15 protein-coding genes are annotated in these 14,683 nt (G+C 62.3%); all 15 read right to left on the reverse strand.

The features are described 5' to 3' along the window. Window positions 1-137: 137 nt before the first annotated feature. Entirely contained in the window at window positions 138-740 is a 603-nt protein-coding gene (gene rnhB, locus TQ98_RS21140; RefSeq protein ID WP_044873777.1) for a ribonuclease HII, read from the reverse strand. Continuing rightward, entirely contained in the window at window positions 740-1,873 is a 1,134-nt protein-coding gene (gene lpxB, locus TQ98_RS21145) for a lipid-A-disaccharide synthase (protein ID WP_044873776.1), read from the reverse strand. The genes rnhB and lpxB overlap by 1 nt, the downstream gene beginning before the upstream one ends. Window positions 1,874-1,877: 4 nt before the next feature. Next, window positions 1,878-2,654: an acyl-ACP--UDP-N-acetylglucosamine O-acyltransferase gene (lpxA, locus tag TQ98_RS21150; protein ID WP_044874132.1), complete on the reverse strand. Its 777-nt coding sequence runs from the start codon at window positions 2,652-2,654 to the stop codon at window positions 1,878-1,880. Continuing rightward, window positions 2,651-3,091 carry a 3-hydroxyacyl-ACP dehydratase FabZ gene (fabZ, locus tag TQ98_RS21155; protein ID WP_103103036.1) on the reverse strand — a complete coding sequence of 147 codons (441 nt, stop codon included), beginning with the start codon at window positions 3,089-3,091 and terminating at the stop codon, window positions 2,651-2,653. Before fabZ ends, lpxA begins: the two co-directional genes overlap by 4 nt. Before the next feature lie 48 nt (window positions 3,092-3,139). Then, a complete protein-coding gene (gene lpxD / locus TQ98_RS21160; RefSeq protein WP_103103037.1) occupies window positions 3,140-4,201 on the reverse strand; it encodes a UDP-3-O-(3-hydroxymyristoyl)glucosamine N-acyltransferase in 1,062 nt (353 codons plus the stop codon). Next, complete coding sequence (locus TQ98_RS21165; RefSeq protein ID WP_044873775.1) at window positions 4,201-4,704, reverse strand: OmpH family outer membrane protein; 504 nt, start codon at window positions 4,702-4,704, stop codon at window positions 4,201-4,203. Before TQ98_RS21165 ends, lpxD begins: the two co-directional genes overlap by 1 nt. Window positions 4,705-4,746: 42 nt before the next feature. Then, the gene (gene bamA / locus TQ98_RS21170) at window positions 4,747-7,098 is read right to left on the reverse strand and encodes an outer membrane protein assembly factor BamA (RefSeq protein ID WP_044873774.1); all 2,352 of its coding nucleotides are present in this window, start codon (window positions 7,096-7,098) and stop codon (window positions 4,747-4,749) included. Between the two features lie 74 nt (window positions 7,099-7,172). Further along, window positions 7,173-8,525, reverse strand: coding sequence for a sigma E protease regulator RseP (gene rseP / locus TQ98_RS21175; RefSeq protein WP_044873773.1), 1,353 nt, complete (start codon window positions 8,523-8,525; stop codon window positions 7,173-7,175). A gap of 40 nt (window positions 8,526-8,565) precedes the next feature. Further along, entirely contained in the window at window positions 8,566-9,756 is a 1,191-nt protein-coding gene (gene ispC, locus TQ98_RS21180; protein WP_044873772.1) for a 1-deoxy-D-xylulose-5-phosphate reductoisomerase, read from the reverse strand. After that, on the reverse strand, window positions 9,753-10,568 hold the full coding sequence (locus TQ98_RS21185; protein WP_044873771.1) for a phosphatidate cytidylyltransferase: 816 nt from the start codon (window positions 10,566-10,568) through the stop codon (window positions 9,753-9,755). Before TQ98_RS21185 ends, ispC begins: the two co-directional genes overlap by 4 nt. Then, window positions 10,562-11,323 (reverse strand): polyprenyl diphosphate synthase, encoded by a 762-nt coding sequence (uppS, locus tag TQ98_RS21190; protein WP_044873770.1) that lies wholly within the window; start codon window positions 11,321-11,323, stop codon window positions 10,562-10,564. The genes TQ98_RS21185 and uppS overlap by 7 nt, the downstream gene beginning before the upstream one ends. Before the next feature lie 14 nt (window positions 11,324-11,337). After that, a complete protein-coding gene (frr, locus tag TQ98_RS21195) occupies window positions 11,338-11,895 on the reverse strand; it encodes a ribosome recycling factor (RefSeq protein WP_044873769.1) in 558 nt (185 codons plus the stop codon). After that, window positions 11,892-12,635: a UMP kinase gene (pyrH, locus tag TQ98_RS21200; RefSeq protein ID WP_044873768.1), complete on the reverse strand. Its 744-nt coding sequence runs from the start codon at window positions 12,633-12,635 to the stop codon at window positions 11,892-11,894. The genes frr and pyrH overlap by 4 nt, the downstream gene beginning before the upstream one ends. 201 nt (window positions 12,636-12,836) lie before the next feature. Then, a complete protein-coding gene (gene tsf, locus TQ98_RS21205; RefSeq protein ID WP_044873767.1) occupies window positions 12,837-13,706 on the reverse strand; it encodes a translation elongation factor Ts in 870 nt (289 codons plus the stop codon). A 127-nt stretch (window positions 13,707-13,833) separates the two neighbouring features. Then, window positions 13,834-14,574, reverse strand: coding sequence for a 30S ribosomal protein S2 (gene rpsB / locus TQ98_RS21210; RefSeq protein ID WP_044873766.1), 741 nt, complete (start codon window positions 14,572-14,574; stop codon window positions 13,834-13,836). Window positions 14,575-14,683 lie beyond the last annotated feature (109 nt).

Here is a 14,683-nt window from a genome sequence, read left to right on the forward strand (position 1 = left end):
GATTGCTCGTCAAGCGGCGGCCTAGAGCCCTCTGCCCAAAAAAGGCGGCAAAAAAGGGGGGCGAAACTGTCCGATAATCGGACAGTTCTTTCTTAGGGGGACGCGACCTAACAAGTCAGTGAGGCGACAGAATTGTTTCAGTTCGATTCGTCGATCAGGGCCCTGACCGGCCCGAAGGAGCGACGATGGATGGGGGTGGGGCCCAGGCGGCGCAGGGCCTCCAGGTGCACGGGGGTGGGATAGCCCTTGTGCCCGGCGATACCGTAGCCGGGATAGCTCGCATCCAGCTCGGCCATTTCCCGGTCACGGCTGACCTTGGCCAGGATGGACGCGGCAGCGATAGCCGGAACCTGGCTGTCGCCCTTGACCACGGGGGCACAGGGCACCTTGAGCTTGGGGCAGCGGTTGCCGTCGATCAGGGCCAGTTTCGGGGTGACGCTGAGTCCTTCCACCGCGCGCTGCATGGCCAGCATGGTGGCGTGGAGGATGTTCAGCTGGTCGATCTCTTCCACTTCGGCGCGGGCTATGCACCAAGCCAGCGCCTTTTCGCGAATCTCATCGAATAGCGCTTCCCGGCGCGCTTCAGTGAGCTTCTTGGAATCGTTGAGCCCGAGGATCGGCCGCGCCGGATCGAGGATCACCGCCGCAGTGACCACCGGGCCGCAGAGGGGACCGCGACCGACTTCGTCGACGCCGGCCACCAGTTCTTCCACCAGGCTGAAATCCAGGCCGAGCTGCATCAGGGTGCTCCAATCAGTTGCAGGATGGCATCGGCCGCCTGGCGCGAGGCATCCTGGCGCAAGGCGCGGTGAATGGTGTCGAACCCGTCGGTCTGCACCTCGCCGTCATCAATCAGCGGCGCCACAGCGTGGGCCAGGGCGTCGGACGTAGCGGCATCCTGCAGCAACTCGGGCACCAGCAGCCGCTGGGCCAACAGGTTTGGCAGGGACACGTAGGGGCTCTTCACCAAACGCTTGAGAATTCGGTAGGTGAGCGGCGCCACCTTGTAGGCCACCACCATGGGGCGCTTGTAGAGCAGCGCTTCAAGGGTGGCGGTACCGGAGGCGATCAGCACCGCATCGCAGGCGGCCAACGCCTCGTGGGACCGGCCATCAAGCAGTTTCAGGGGCAGTTCCCGGCCGGCCAGCATGGCCTCCAACTGCTCGCGCCGCTCGGGGCTGGCGCAGGGCAGGACGAAGCGGACACCGGGACGAATCGACCGCAGGCGCTCGGCAGCGTCGAGGAACAGTGCCCCCAGCTTGCCCACCTCGCCGCCTCGGCTGCCGGGCATCAGCGCTACCAGGGGCGCGTCGACCGGCAGATCGAGCCCCGTGCGCGCAGCCGCACGGTCGGCCTCGAGAGGAATGGCATCAGCCAGCGGGTGGCCAATGAAACGAACCGGCACGCCATGCTCTTCGTAGAAACGCGCTTCGAAGGGGAAGAGCGTGAGCATCAGGTCACAGCCTTCGCGAATCTTCAGCACCCGCTTCTGCCGCCAGGCCCAGACCGAAGGACTGACGTAGTGCACGGTCTTGATCCCGGCGCGGCGCAGCTTGAGCTCGACGCCCAGGTTGAAGTCCGGTGCATCGATGCCGATGAAGACGTCAGGACGCGCGTCGATCAGGGTCTGGATCAGCAACTTGCGACGGCGCAGCAGCTCGGGAAGGCGCCCCAGCACCTCCACCAGGCCCATGACCGCCAGGCGTTCCATCGGGAAATAGGATTCCAACCCTTCCGCCTGCATACGGGGGCCGCCAACACCGATGAACTCGGCTTCGGGATGGCGGGCCTTGAGCGCCTGCATCAGGGTGGAGCCGAGGATGTCGCCGGACGCCTCGCCGGCAACCAGCGCGATGCGCAAAGGACGATTCATGGGCTCAGCGGGTGATGCCGCGGGTCGAGGACTGGATGGAATCGCGGAATACGGCCACTTCCGGGAACTGGGCGGAGGGCTCGGCCAGCTCGGCCAGAGCCTGCTCCACAGTCAGCCCCTGGCGGTAGACCACCTTGTAGGCGCGACGAAGCGCAGAAATGGCCTCGGCACTGAAGCCACGACGGCGCATGCCTTCGAAGTTCATGCTGCGGGCTTCGGCCGGATTACCGAAAACGGTGACGTAGGCCGGTACGTCCTTGCCGATGGCCGTGCCCATGCCGGAGAAGCTGTGGGCGCCAATGCGGCAGAACTGATGCACCAGGGTGTAGCCAGACAGGATCGCCCAGTCGTCCACGTGTACGTGGCCCGCCAGGGCGGTGTTGTTCACCAGGATGCAATGATTGCCGATCACACTGTCATGACCGATATGCACATAAGCCATCAGCAAGTTGTGGTCGCCGATAGTGGTTTCCGAACGGTCCTGCACCGTGCCGCGGTGGATGGTGACACCCTCGCGGATCACGTTGTGGTCGCCGATCACCAGTCGGGTGGGCTCACCCTTGTACTTCAGATCGGGCGTATCCTCACCGACCGAAGAGAACTGATAGATGCGATTGTGCTTACCGATACGGGTCGGGCCCTTGATAACCACATGAGGTCCGACCACGGTCCCCTCGCCGATTTCCACATCGGGTCCAACGATCGACCAGGGGCCGACCTGAACGCCCTCGGCCAGCTTGGCCGAAGGATCGATAATGGCGCGAGGGTCAACCAAACTCATAGTTTGCGTTCCGCACAGATGATCTCGGCCGAGCAGACTTCCTTGCCATCGACGGTGGCCTGGCAGTCGAACTTCCAGATGCCGCGTTTGACGCTGACAAACTTCGCCTCAAGGATCAGCTGGTCGCCCGGCAGGACCGGCTGGCGGAAGCGCAGCTTATCCGAACCCACGAAGTAGTACAGGGTGCCATCGGCCGGCTTCACATCGAGCATCTTGAAACCGAGGATGCCGGCCGCCTGGGCCATGGCCTCGATGATCAGCACGCCCGGCATGATCGGATGCTGCGGGAAGTGGCCGTTGAAGAAGGGCTCGTTGATGCTGACATTCTTGTAGGCGCGAATGCGCTTGCCTTCAATATCCAGGTCCACCACCCGATCCACCAGGAGGAAGGGGTAGCGGTGCGGCAGATATTCGCGAATCTCGTTGATGTCCATCATGTTCCTGGAGCCTTTAGAGAGAATTTGGGATGCACGGCGCTGCGTGGATCACGCTTCTGATGAAGCATCCCCACCCGGGGTCACTGCCGCCAGGCGCTTTTCCAGTTGCTGCAGACGACGCGCCATGTCGTCCAACTGGCGAATTCGGGCAGCGCTCTTCTTCCATTCCGCTGCGGTCTGCATCGCGGTACCGGAAGAATAGGCGCCCGGTTCGGTGATATTGCGGGTCACCATGGTCATGCCGGTGACGAACACGTTGTCGCACACTTCGATATGGCCAACCATGCCCACGCCGCCAGCGATCATGCAGTTGCGGCCGATCTTGGTGCTGCCGGAAATCCCGACGCAGCCAGCCATGGCGGTGTTGTCACCCACCTGAACGTTGTGGGCGATCATGATCTGGTTATCCAGCTTCACACCGTTGCCGATCAGGGTGTCGGACAGGGCGCCACGGTCGATGGTGGTATTGGCACCGACTTCCACGTCGTCACCCAGGGTCACGCCGCCGATTTGGGCGATCTTCTGCCACACACCCTTCTCGTTGGCGAAGCCGAAGCCCTCGCCGCCGATCACGGCGCCGGACTGGATCACCACCCGCTTGCCGATCTTCACGTCGTGATAGAGGGTCACGCGAGGCGCGAGCCAACCACCGTCACCGATGACGGTGCGAGCACCGACCACGCAATGCGCCCCGATGGTCACGCCGGCACCGATCTGCGCGCCGGATTCGATCACCGCATAGGCACCAACGCTGGCGCTCGGATCGACCTTGGCGTCATCCGCGACCACGGCGGTCGGGTGGATACCCGGCTGCGCCTTGGGCTTGGGATCGAACAGATGGGAAAGCTCGGCGTAAGCCAGATAGGGGTTGGCCACCACCAGCGCGTCACCGGGGTAGCCCTCGGCATCGGCCGCAGTCAGCAGCACGGCAGCGGCATGGGTGTCGCCAAGGTATTTGCGGTACTGCGGGTTGGCCAGGAAGGTGAGCTGGCCCGGGCCGGCCTCCTGCAGGGTAGCCAGGCCGCTGACCGCCTTGTCGGCGGAGCCACGCAGAGTGGCTCCAAGACGCTCGGCCAGCTGGCCGAGGGTGAAAACCGGGGTCGCCATCATCAGCGCTGCTGGTTCATGCGCTCGATGACCTGGCGGGTGATGTCGTACTGCGGCTTGACGTCCACCACGGCACCACGCTCCAGCACCAGGTCGTAGCTGCCCTTCTTCAGGACTTCTTCGACCGCCTTGTCCAGCTTCGGCTTGAGCTGCTTGAGCATGTCGCGATCAGCAACGGCCTTGGCTTCGTTCAGTTCCTTGGACTGGAACTGGAAGTCACGGGCCTTCTGCTTGAACTCAAGCTCCAGGCGCTCACGCTCGGCCTGTTGCATCTTCTCGCCTTCTTTCACCAGACGATCCTGGATGCGCTTGGCGTCGCTTTCGAGGGTCTTCAGCTTGCTCAGTTGGGGACCGAACTTCTTCTCGGCATCGACGGCGTACTTCTTGGCGGCGTCGGATTCCAGCAGGGCCATTTGATAGTTCAGTACCGCGATTTTCATTTCCGCGAACGCCGGAGTAGCCATCATGGCAGCGGCAACCAGAACGAATTGAGTCAACTTACGCACGATGCAACTCCTGCAACAAATTCTGTTGTCTTGTTGAAACAGTTAGAAAGTCTGGCCCAGGGAGAACTGGAACACCTGGGTGTCGGCATTGTCCGGCTTCTTGACTGGCATGCCCAGGCTGAAACTCAGCGGGCCCAGTGCAGTGATCCAGGTCAGGCCCACACCCACCGAACTGGCCAGGTCGCCCGCGTTGATGCTGCTGCAGTTGGAAGCAGTGGACGAGCAGCTGGTGTCGAACACGTTACCCACGTCCCAGAACAGCACGGTACGCAATTGGCGCTGGTCCTTCACGAAGGGCATCGGGAACAGGTACTCGACACCGCCCTGGATCAACACGTTACCACCGAAGGGCAGCGGATCCTGGTCCGGGTCGACGGCAGTACCCGGATTCTTGCCGGTACTCGGGGTACTGCGCGGGCCGAGGCTGCTGTCCTCGAAGCCACGCACCGAGTTGAAACCACCTGCGAAGTAGTGCTCGTAGAACGGCAGCTCGGAGGTGGAGCCATAGCTGTCGCCATAACCCAGCTCGGTATGCCAGCGCAGCGCGGTGTTCTGGGTCACCGGGGTGAACAACTGGCCACGGTAATCAAGCTTGAAGAACGACAGGTCGCTGCCCGGAATGGTGCTTTCCAGAACCAGGCTCTGGGAATGGCCTCGGGTCGCCAGCACGCCCTTGTTCAGGGTCGACTCGGACCAGCCGACGGAACCCTTGAAGTTCAGGTAGCTGTCGCCTTCTTCCTGGAGGAAGTCGAAGATCTCATCGACGGTAAAGACGCCGGTGTTGATCTTGTCCTGTTGCACGGTCAGGCCGTAGGTCAGGCGAGAAGTCTCGCTGATCGGGTAGCCGATGCTGACGCCGGCACCATAGCTGTCGACCGCGTAGCTGGACACGTCAGTGTCGAGTTCGTCGTAGTCGGTGGAGCGGTAGAAGGCGTTGTAGCCCAGGCTCACGCCGTCGACCGTCCAGTAGGGATCAACGAAACCGAAGTTGTAGCGGGTCTGGTACTCGGAACGGGTCAGGCCGATGCTGACCTTGTTACCCGTACCCAGGAAGTTGTTCTGGCTGATGGAGCCGCCGAGGATCAGGCCTGCGCTCTGGGCAAAGCCCACGCTGGCGGTGATGGAGCCGGACGGCTGCTCTTCCACGGTGTAGTTCACGTCCACCTGGTCATCGGTGCCGGGCACCTGCGGGGTTTCGACGTTGACTTCCTTGAAGAAACCGAGGCGTTCCAGACGGGTCTTGGACTGGTCGATCAGATAGGTCGAAGCCCAGCCACCTTCCATCTGGCGCATCTCGCGGCGCAGTACTTCGTCTTCGGTCTTGGTGTTGCCGCGGAAGTTGATGCGGTTGACGTAGGCGCGTTTGCCCGGGTCCACCACGAAGGTGATGGAAACGGTGTTGTCCTCGTCATGGGCTTCCGGCACGCCGTTGACGTTGGCGAAGGTATAACCCTCGTTACCCAGACGGCGGGTGATCAGCTCGGAGGTGGTGGTCATCACCTTGCGGGAGAAGACCTGGCCCTTCTGCACCAGCAGCAGGGACTTCACTTCTTCCTCGGGCACCTTGAGGTCACCGGAGAGTTTCACTTCGCGGACAGTGTATTTCTGACCTTCGTCCACGTTCACGGTGATGTAGACGTGCTTCTTGTCCGGCGTGATGGATACCTGGGTAGAGGAGATATCCATGTTGATGTAGCCGCGGTCCAAGTAGTAGGAACGCAGACGTTCCAGGTCACCGGACAGCTTTTCGCGAGCGTACTTGTCGTCGTTCTTGAAGAAGGACAGCCAGTTGGTGGTCTTCAGCTCGAACAGATCCATCAGGTCTTCGTCGGGGAAGACAGTATTGCCGACGATGTTGATGTGCTGGATGGCGGCGACCGAGCCTTCGTTGATCTTGATCTTCAGCGCTACGCGGTTGCGCGGCTGGGGGTTGACCTCGGCTTCGATCTCGGCGGAGTAGCGGCCCTGGGCAACGTACTGACGCTGCAGCTCGTTACGTACGCCTTCGAGGGTGGCACGCTGGAAGATCTCGCCTTCGGCGAGGCCGGACTGTTTCAGGCCCTTGAGCAGGTCTTCGGTGCTGATGGCCTTGTTGCCCTCGATCTCGATGCTGGAGATCGACGGACGTTCAACTACTGTGATCACCAGGACGTCGCCGTCGCGACCAAGCTGGATGTCCTGGAAGAAACCGGTTTTGAACAGTGCGCGAGTGGCCTCGACCAGGCGGCGGTCATCCGCTGCATCACCAACGTTAAGCGGCAGTGCACCGAATACGCTGCCGGCGGAAACCCGCTGCAGGCCGTTGACGCGGATGTCGGAGATTGTGAAGGACTCGGCGTGAACCTCGGCGATCATGATTGCGGCAAGCACCGCAGTTAGCAGCAGGCGTTTCATGAAGTCCTTTTTTATTCCAACCGGTAATAAAGAATCTGCCGCACAAGGCGGCAGACTCGGCATTCAGTGACTTGTTACAGACGGCTCAGGTCATTTACCAGGGCGAGCAACATCACGCCCACTACCAGACTGATACCGATCTGCACCCCCCAAGCCTGCACCCGCTCTGACAATGGGCGTCCCCGCGCCATTTCGATCAGATAGAACAGCAGGTGCCCCCCATCAAGGACAGGGATAGGCAACAGATTGAGAACCCCCAGGCTTATGCTCAGATAGGCGAGGAAATTAAGGAAGTCCCCCACCCCGGACTGGACCGAAGCGCCCGCCACTTTAGCAATGGTTATCGGCCCGCTCAAGTTTTTTACCGAGAGCTCCCCGAGCAACATTTTCTTTAGGGAATCCAGAGTTAGCAGGCTCATGGACCAGGTCCGAGCCGCTGCCTCGGCCACTGCATCGAGGGGGCCGAAGCTCACTTCTCGAAGCATTTCCGCCGGCCATTCAACAGCTTTCACGCCTGCGCCGAGATAGCCAGTGCGCGCCTTGCCCTCGCCCCGCACGGCCAGGGTCAGCTGGACGTCGCGCGCTTGCCCCTGGCTTTCCACGCGGAGGGTGACCTGCTCGGCCGGACGCTTGCGCACCCGGTCCACCACCTGCTGCCAGTCATCCAGGGCCTGGCCATCAAGTGCCAGCAGGCGGTCGCCCAGCTTGAGGCCAGCGGCCTGGGCCGGGCCGTCCGGATCCAGCTCGCCAAGCACCGGCGGAATGGACGGACGCCAGGGCGTGATGCCCAGGGCATTGATCGGATCAGGTTCCTCGACGCCCTTCAGCCAGGCATTCAGGTGCAACTGGCGGGATTGCTCGGTGCTGGCGCCCTCATCACGCACGCCCACCTGCAAGGTTCCGCTCTCGCCGAGACGCCGCACCAACTGCAGGTTGACCTGGGACCAGCCGCTGACGGCCTCCCCGTCCACCGAAACAATCTCCTGGCCAGCAGCGAGACCCGCCTGGGCGGCAATGCTGTCCGGCGCGACGCTACCGATGACCGGACGCACCTGCTGGCTGCCAAGCATCGCCAGGACCCAGAAAAACAGGAGGGCCAATAGGAAGTTGGCGATGGGACCTGCCGCCACGATGGCGATGCGCTGGCCCACCGGCTTGCGATTAAAGGATTGCCCAAGCAGCGCTGCCGGCACCTCGGCCTCACGCTCGTCGAGCATTTTGACGTAGCCGCCCAGTGGAATGGCGGCAACGACGAATTCGGTACCATGGCGGTCATGCCAGCGGAACAGCGGTGTGCCGAAGCCCACCGAGAAGCGCAGGACCTTGACCCCGCAGCGTCTGGCCACCCAGAAGTGACCGAATTCATGGAAGGTCACCAGCACCCCGAGTGCAATCAGGGTGCCGAGAATCATGTAGAGCGCACTCATTGGTTTCCTCCGGAACAGGCAGGCCGCTGAAAGCGACCTGCTACCGCCCTTGTCGGACCAGCCATTGCTGTGCAGCCGCCCTGGCACGGGCATCGGCGCCCAGTACGACGTCCAGCGTTTCGACTGCTGTGGCGGCTTCGCGGTTCAGCACTTCATCGATGATACTCGCGATCTCGGTGAAGCGGATGCGGCGATCGAGGAAGGCCGCCACAGCCACTTCGTTCGCCGCATTGAGCATGGCCGGGGCGCTGCCGCCCTCCTCCGCCGCCTGGCGCGCGAGACGCAGACAGGGGAATCGCCCTTCGTCCGGGGCCTGAAAATCCAGGCGCGCGACGGTAAACAGGTCCAGGGGCGAGACGCCGGAATCGATGCGCTCCGGCCACGCCAGCGCATGGGCGATGGGGGTGCGCATGTCCGGATTGCCAAGTTGAGCCAGCACCGAGCCGTCCACGTAGTCCACCAGCGAATGGATTACGCTTTGCGGGTGAATCACCACCTCCACCTGCGCCGGACGTGCATCGAACAGCCAGCAGGCCTCGATCAGTTCCAGCCCCTTGTTCATCATGCTGGCCGAGTCCACGGAGATCTTGCGGCCCATGGACCAGTTGGGATGGGCGCAGGCCTGCTCGGGTGAAACGTCCGGCAGCTGATGCAGCGGCATTTCGCGGAATGGCCCGCCGGAAGCGGTCAGCAGGATGCGTCGCACGCCCACCGCTCCGAGGCCCCGGGCGTAATCCTGGGGCAGGCACTGGAAAATGGCATTGTGCTCGCTGTCGATGGGCAACAGCACGGCGCCACTTCTGCGTACAGCCTGCATGAACAGGGCGCCGGACATCACCAGCGCTTCCTTGTTTGCCAGCAGGACACGCTTGCCCGCTTCCACAGCCGCCAGAGTCGGCTTGAGGCCGGCGGCGCCTACGATGGCAGCCATCACGGCATCGACGTCCGGGTGGGCCGCCACCTCGCAGAGTCCTTCCTCACCCACCAGCACACGCGTCCGCAGGCCAGCGGCCTGCAGTCCGCCCTGCAGGTGGCGTGCAGCTTCGGCGTCCGGCACCACCGCGTACTCCGGGCGATGAAGAAGACACAGGGCCTCCAGCTCGCCCAGACGCGTGAAACCGCTCAGGGCGAATGCCCTGTAGCGATCCGGATGACGGGCGATGACATCCAGGGTACTGAGGCCAATGGATCCGGTGGCCCCCAGTACGGTAATGCGTTGCAACTGACTCACAGGGCACCCCAGCCGGCAGCCCAGAGCAACGCTGCGAAGAGCGGGATTGCCGCCGTCAGGCTGTCGATGCGATCCAGCACGCCGCCGTGGCCCGGCAGCAGATTACTGCTGTCCTTGATGCCCGATTGACGCTTGAACATGCTTTCGGTCAGGTCGCCAACAACGGAAACCAGCACCACAAGCGCAGCACCGGCCAGGGCCAGGACCAACTCGGAACCGATCCAGCCGCGATAGAAGCCGACACCCGCTGTAATCAGGAGACTGGCCAACAGCCCGCCCACCAGGCCTTCCCAGCTCTTGCCGGGGCTCACCTGTGGCGCCAGCTTGCGCTTGCCAAAGGCCTTGCCGGAGAAATAGGCGCCGATATCAGCAGCCCAGACCAGCACCATGACCGACAGGATCAGCCAGTTGGCGAGCGGCCACTGCTTGAACAGCACGAGCCCTTGCCAGGCCGGCAGGAGGATCAGCAGGCCAATTACCAATTTTCCCGGCGTGCCGCCCCAGTAACGGCTGGTCTCGGGATAACCCAGCACCAGGACGGTAGCCGCCCCCCACCAGAGCACCCCCAATACCAGCACCAGAGGCGCCAGCGCCGGCACGAGATACAGTCCGTAGAGCAGCGCCGCCACGAGCAGGCCGTAGGCGATGCGCAGCGACTGGGAGGAAAAACCCGCCAGGCGCGCCCACTCCCAACCACCGAGGCTCACCACGGCACCGATGAACAGGGCGAAAGCGCCCCCATCCAGCAGGAAGAAGCCCGCAAGGGCAATGGGCAACAACACCAGAGCGGTGATGACGCGTTGTTTCAGCATTTGGCTCGTGCCTCGGCTTCTAGCTGCTCGCTGGTCTTGCCAAAGCGACGCTGTCGCTTGGCGAAGTCCGCCAGCGCCTTGCGCATGGCTTCGTGCTTGAAGTCAGGCCAGAAGAGATCAGAGAAATACAGCTCGGCATAGGCGAGCTGCCAGAGCAGGAAGTTGCTGATGCGATGCTCGCCACCGGTGCGGATGCACAGATCGGGCAACGGCAGGTCGCCCGTGACAAGGCAGCTCTGCAGCAACTGAGGGGAAATATCGTCAGGTTGCAGGTGACCGGCCTGCACTTCGCGCGCCAGGCGCTGCGCAGCCTGGGTGATATCCCACTGGCCGCCGTAGTTGGCAGCGACCTGGAGGATGAACTTCTTGTGGCCGGAGGTCAGCTGTTCGGCCTCGCGCATGGCGGCCTGCAGCTCCGGATGGAAGCGCGAACGGTCACCGATGATGCGCAGGCGGATATCGTTGTCGTCCAGGCGCCGGGCCTCACGGCGAAGCGCCCCCAGGAACAGTTCCATCAGCGCGCTGACCTCGTCGGCCGGGCGCTGCCAGTTTTCACTGGAGAAGGCGAACAGGGTGAGTACCTCGACACCGGCCTCGGCACACACCTCGATCACCGCGCGGACTGCGTCGACGCCGGCCTTGTGGCCGGCGACGCCAGGCAGCAGGCGCTTCTTCGCCCAACGGTTGTTACCGTCCATGATGATTGCCACATGCCGTGGCACCGCCGGGTTCACGCCTTGCTGGGATTTGTCCATGACGATTCCGGACGTCAGACGGCCATCAGGTCTTTTTCTTTGGCTTCCAGAGCCTTGTCGACTTCGCCGACGAACTTGTCGGTCAGCTTCTGCACGTCGTCAGCCGCACGACGCTCGTCGTCTTCGCTGATTTCCTTTTCCTTGACCAGGTCTTTCAGCTGGGCCAGGGCATCACGACGGATGTTGCGCACAGCGACACGAGCGTTCTCTGCCTCGGCGCGCGCCTGCTTGGTGAAGCCCTTGCGGGTTTCCTCGGTCAGGGCGGGCATCGGCACACGAATGGTGGTGCCGGCAGTGGCCGGGTTCAGACCCAGGTCGGAGGTCATGATGGCCTTCTCCACAGCCTGGATCATGCTCTTGTCGAACACGGTCAGAGCCAGGGTGCGGGAGTCTTCGGCAATCACGTTGGCCACCTGGCGCAGGGGGGTATCAGCGCCGTAGTAGGACACCATCACGCTGTCCAGGATGCTCGGGTGCGCACGCCCGGTGCGGATCTTGGCGAAAGCATGATCCAGCGATTCCAGGGTTTTCTTCATGCGCTCCTGCGCTTCTTGCTTGATCTCGTTGATCACTGTTCGCCCTCCTCGATCAGGGTTCCTTCGGCGCCGCCGACCACGATGTTCAGCAGGGCACCCGGTTTATTCATATTGAAGACCCGCAGCGGCATCTTCTGGTCACGGCACAGACAGATGGCCGTGAGGTCCATGACCCCCAGCTTGCGATCCAGCACCTCGTCGTAGGTCAGGCGCTCGAACTTCTCGGCATTGGGATCCTTGAACGGGTCGGCAGTGTACACGCCATCGACCTTGGTGGCTTTCAGGACTACATCCGCATCCACTTCGATGGCACGCAGGCAGGCGGCCGAGTCAGTGGTGAAGAAGGGGTTGCCGGTACCGGCGGAGAAGATCACCACTTCGCCGGAACTCAGGTGGCGCATGGCCTTGCGACGGTCGTAGTGATCGGTCACGCCGACCATGGAGATGGCGGACATGACAATGGCAGGAATGTTCGAGCGCTCAAGCGCGTCGCGCATGGCCAGGGCGTTCATCACAGTGGCCAGCATACCCATGTGGTCGCCGGTCACCCGATCCATGCCGGCGGCGCTCAGGGCCGCACCACGGAAGAGGTTGCCGCCGCCGATCACCAGACCGACCTGAACGCCGATACCGACCAATTGGCCGATTTCCAGCGCCATCCGATCGAGGACTTTCGGATCAATGCCGAACTCCTCGGAGCCCATCAGGGCCTCACCGCTGAGTTTGAGCAGAATGCGTTTGTAGCGAGGTTGGCGGCCACTCACCTGCTGAGCCATTGCGTATCTCTCCTGCGGCGCTATGTGAATTCGTGGGCCTCTCGGCCCGATGTACTGGCGACTCTTGAGACGTCGCAAACGGCATTTGGTGCCCGGCGACCGGTCCTGCCGCGGAAACCGCCCCGAATCGGTTCCCCAGTTTGACAAAGAGGCCGCACGCGTGAGCGGGCAGCCTCTTGCGGGGCGACAGCCGAGGCCGTCTTATTGCTTGGTAGCAGCGACCTGGGCAGCTACTTCGGCAGCGAAGTCGACTTCGACCTTTTCGATGCCTTCGCCTACTTCGTAGCGAACGAAGGAAACGATCTCGGCGCCGGCTTTCTTGGCCAGATCACCGACCTTGACTTCCGGATCCTTGACGAAAGGCTGCTCTACCAGGCTGGCCTCAGCCAGGAACTTGGCGATACGGCCCTTGACCATGTTCTCGACGATGTTTTCCGGCTTGCCGGCGATCTTGTCGGCGTTCAGGGCCAGGAAGATTTCCTTTTCCTTGGCGATGGCTTCTTCGGAAACCTGGGTCGGGCTCAGGAACTGCGGGTTGCTGGCAGCCACGTGCATGGCGATGTCCTTGGCCAGTTCCGGGTTGCCGCCTTTCAGGTTCACGACTACGCCGATGCGGTGGCCGTGCAGGTAGGCACCAACCACGTCACCCTCAACACGGGTCAGACGACGGATGTTGACGTTCTCACCGGTCTTGGAAACCAGAGCCAGACGAGCTTCTTCGCGGGCTTCAACCAGCGGAGCGGCGTCGGTCAGCTTCTCGTTGAAAGCCTGATCCAGGGAAGCGGCAACGAAGCCCTTGAAGTCGTCCTGCAGAGCCAGGAAGTCGGTCTGGGAGTTGACTTCGATGATGACGGCAACCTTGTTGTCATCAGCAACCTTGACGGCGATGGCACCTTCGGCGGCGATGTTGCCAGCCTTTTTGGCAGCCTTGATGGCGCCAGCGGCGCGCATATCGTCGATGGCCTTCTCGATGTCGCCCTCAGCGGCGGTCAGGGCCTTCTTGCAATCCATCATGCCCAGGCCGGTACGCTCGCGCAGTTCTTTAACCAGGGCTGCAGTAATCTCTGCCATGTCGCAATCCTCTTGAATAGGTTTTCAACCATTCAGCCCGGAGATCCGGGCATTCACAATTCGGAGGTGGCAAAAAGGGGGCCTAGCCCCCTTCTTGCGCACCGGGTAACGCTAGACGGCTGTCAACTCAGCCTTCTGCGGCCTCGGAGGCGGCTTCTTCGACGAACTCGTCAGGACCGCCAACGGCATTCTGACGGCCGCGGATTACAGCATCAGCAACGCTGGCGAGATACAGCTGAACGGCGCGGATGGCGTCGTCGTTACCCGGGATGACGTAGTCAACGCCTTCCGGGCTGCTGTTGGTATCGACAACGCCGATAACCGGGATGCCCAGCTTGTTGGCTTCGCTGATGGCGATGCGCTCGTGGTCAACGTCGATCACGAACAGAGCGTCCGGCAGGCCGCCCATGTCCTTGATGCCGCCCAGGCTGCGCTCGAGCTTCTCGAGGTCGCGGGTACGCATCAGGGCTTCTTTCTTGGTCAGCTTGGCGAAGGTGCCGTCCTGGGACTGGGTTTCCAGCTCGCGCAGACGCTTGATGGACTGACGGATGGTCTTGTAGTTGGTCAGCATGCCGCCCAGCCAGCGGTGGTCGACGTACGGGGAGCCGCAACGAGCAGCTTCTTCACGAACGATCTTGCCAGCGGAACGCTTGGTGCCGACGAACAGAACCTTGTTCTTGCCTGCAGCCAGTTTCTCAACGAAGGACAGAGCCTCGTTGAACATCGGCAGGGTTTTTTCCAGGTTGATGATGTGGATCTTGTTACGCGCGCCGAAAATGTACTTGCCCATTTTCGGGTTCCAGTAACGGGTCTGGTGGCCGAAGTGCACACCGGCCTTCAGCATATCGCGCATGTTGACTTGGGACATTTCTATTCCTCGATAAGTCGGGTTAGGCCTCCACGCACCCCAATATCCAACCCTTTCGGGCACCCAGGATATCGTGTCGATACGTGTGTGGGTTTGGGCTTGACGGACA

Source organism: Pseudomonas sp. LFM046, assembly GCF_000949385.2.
In the GTDB taxonomy this organism is placed as follows: Bacteria; Pseudomonadota; Gammaproteobacteria; order Pseudomonadales; family Pseudomonadaceae; genus Metapseudomonas.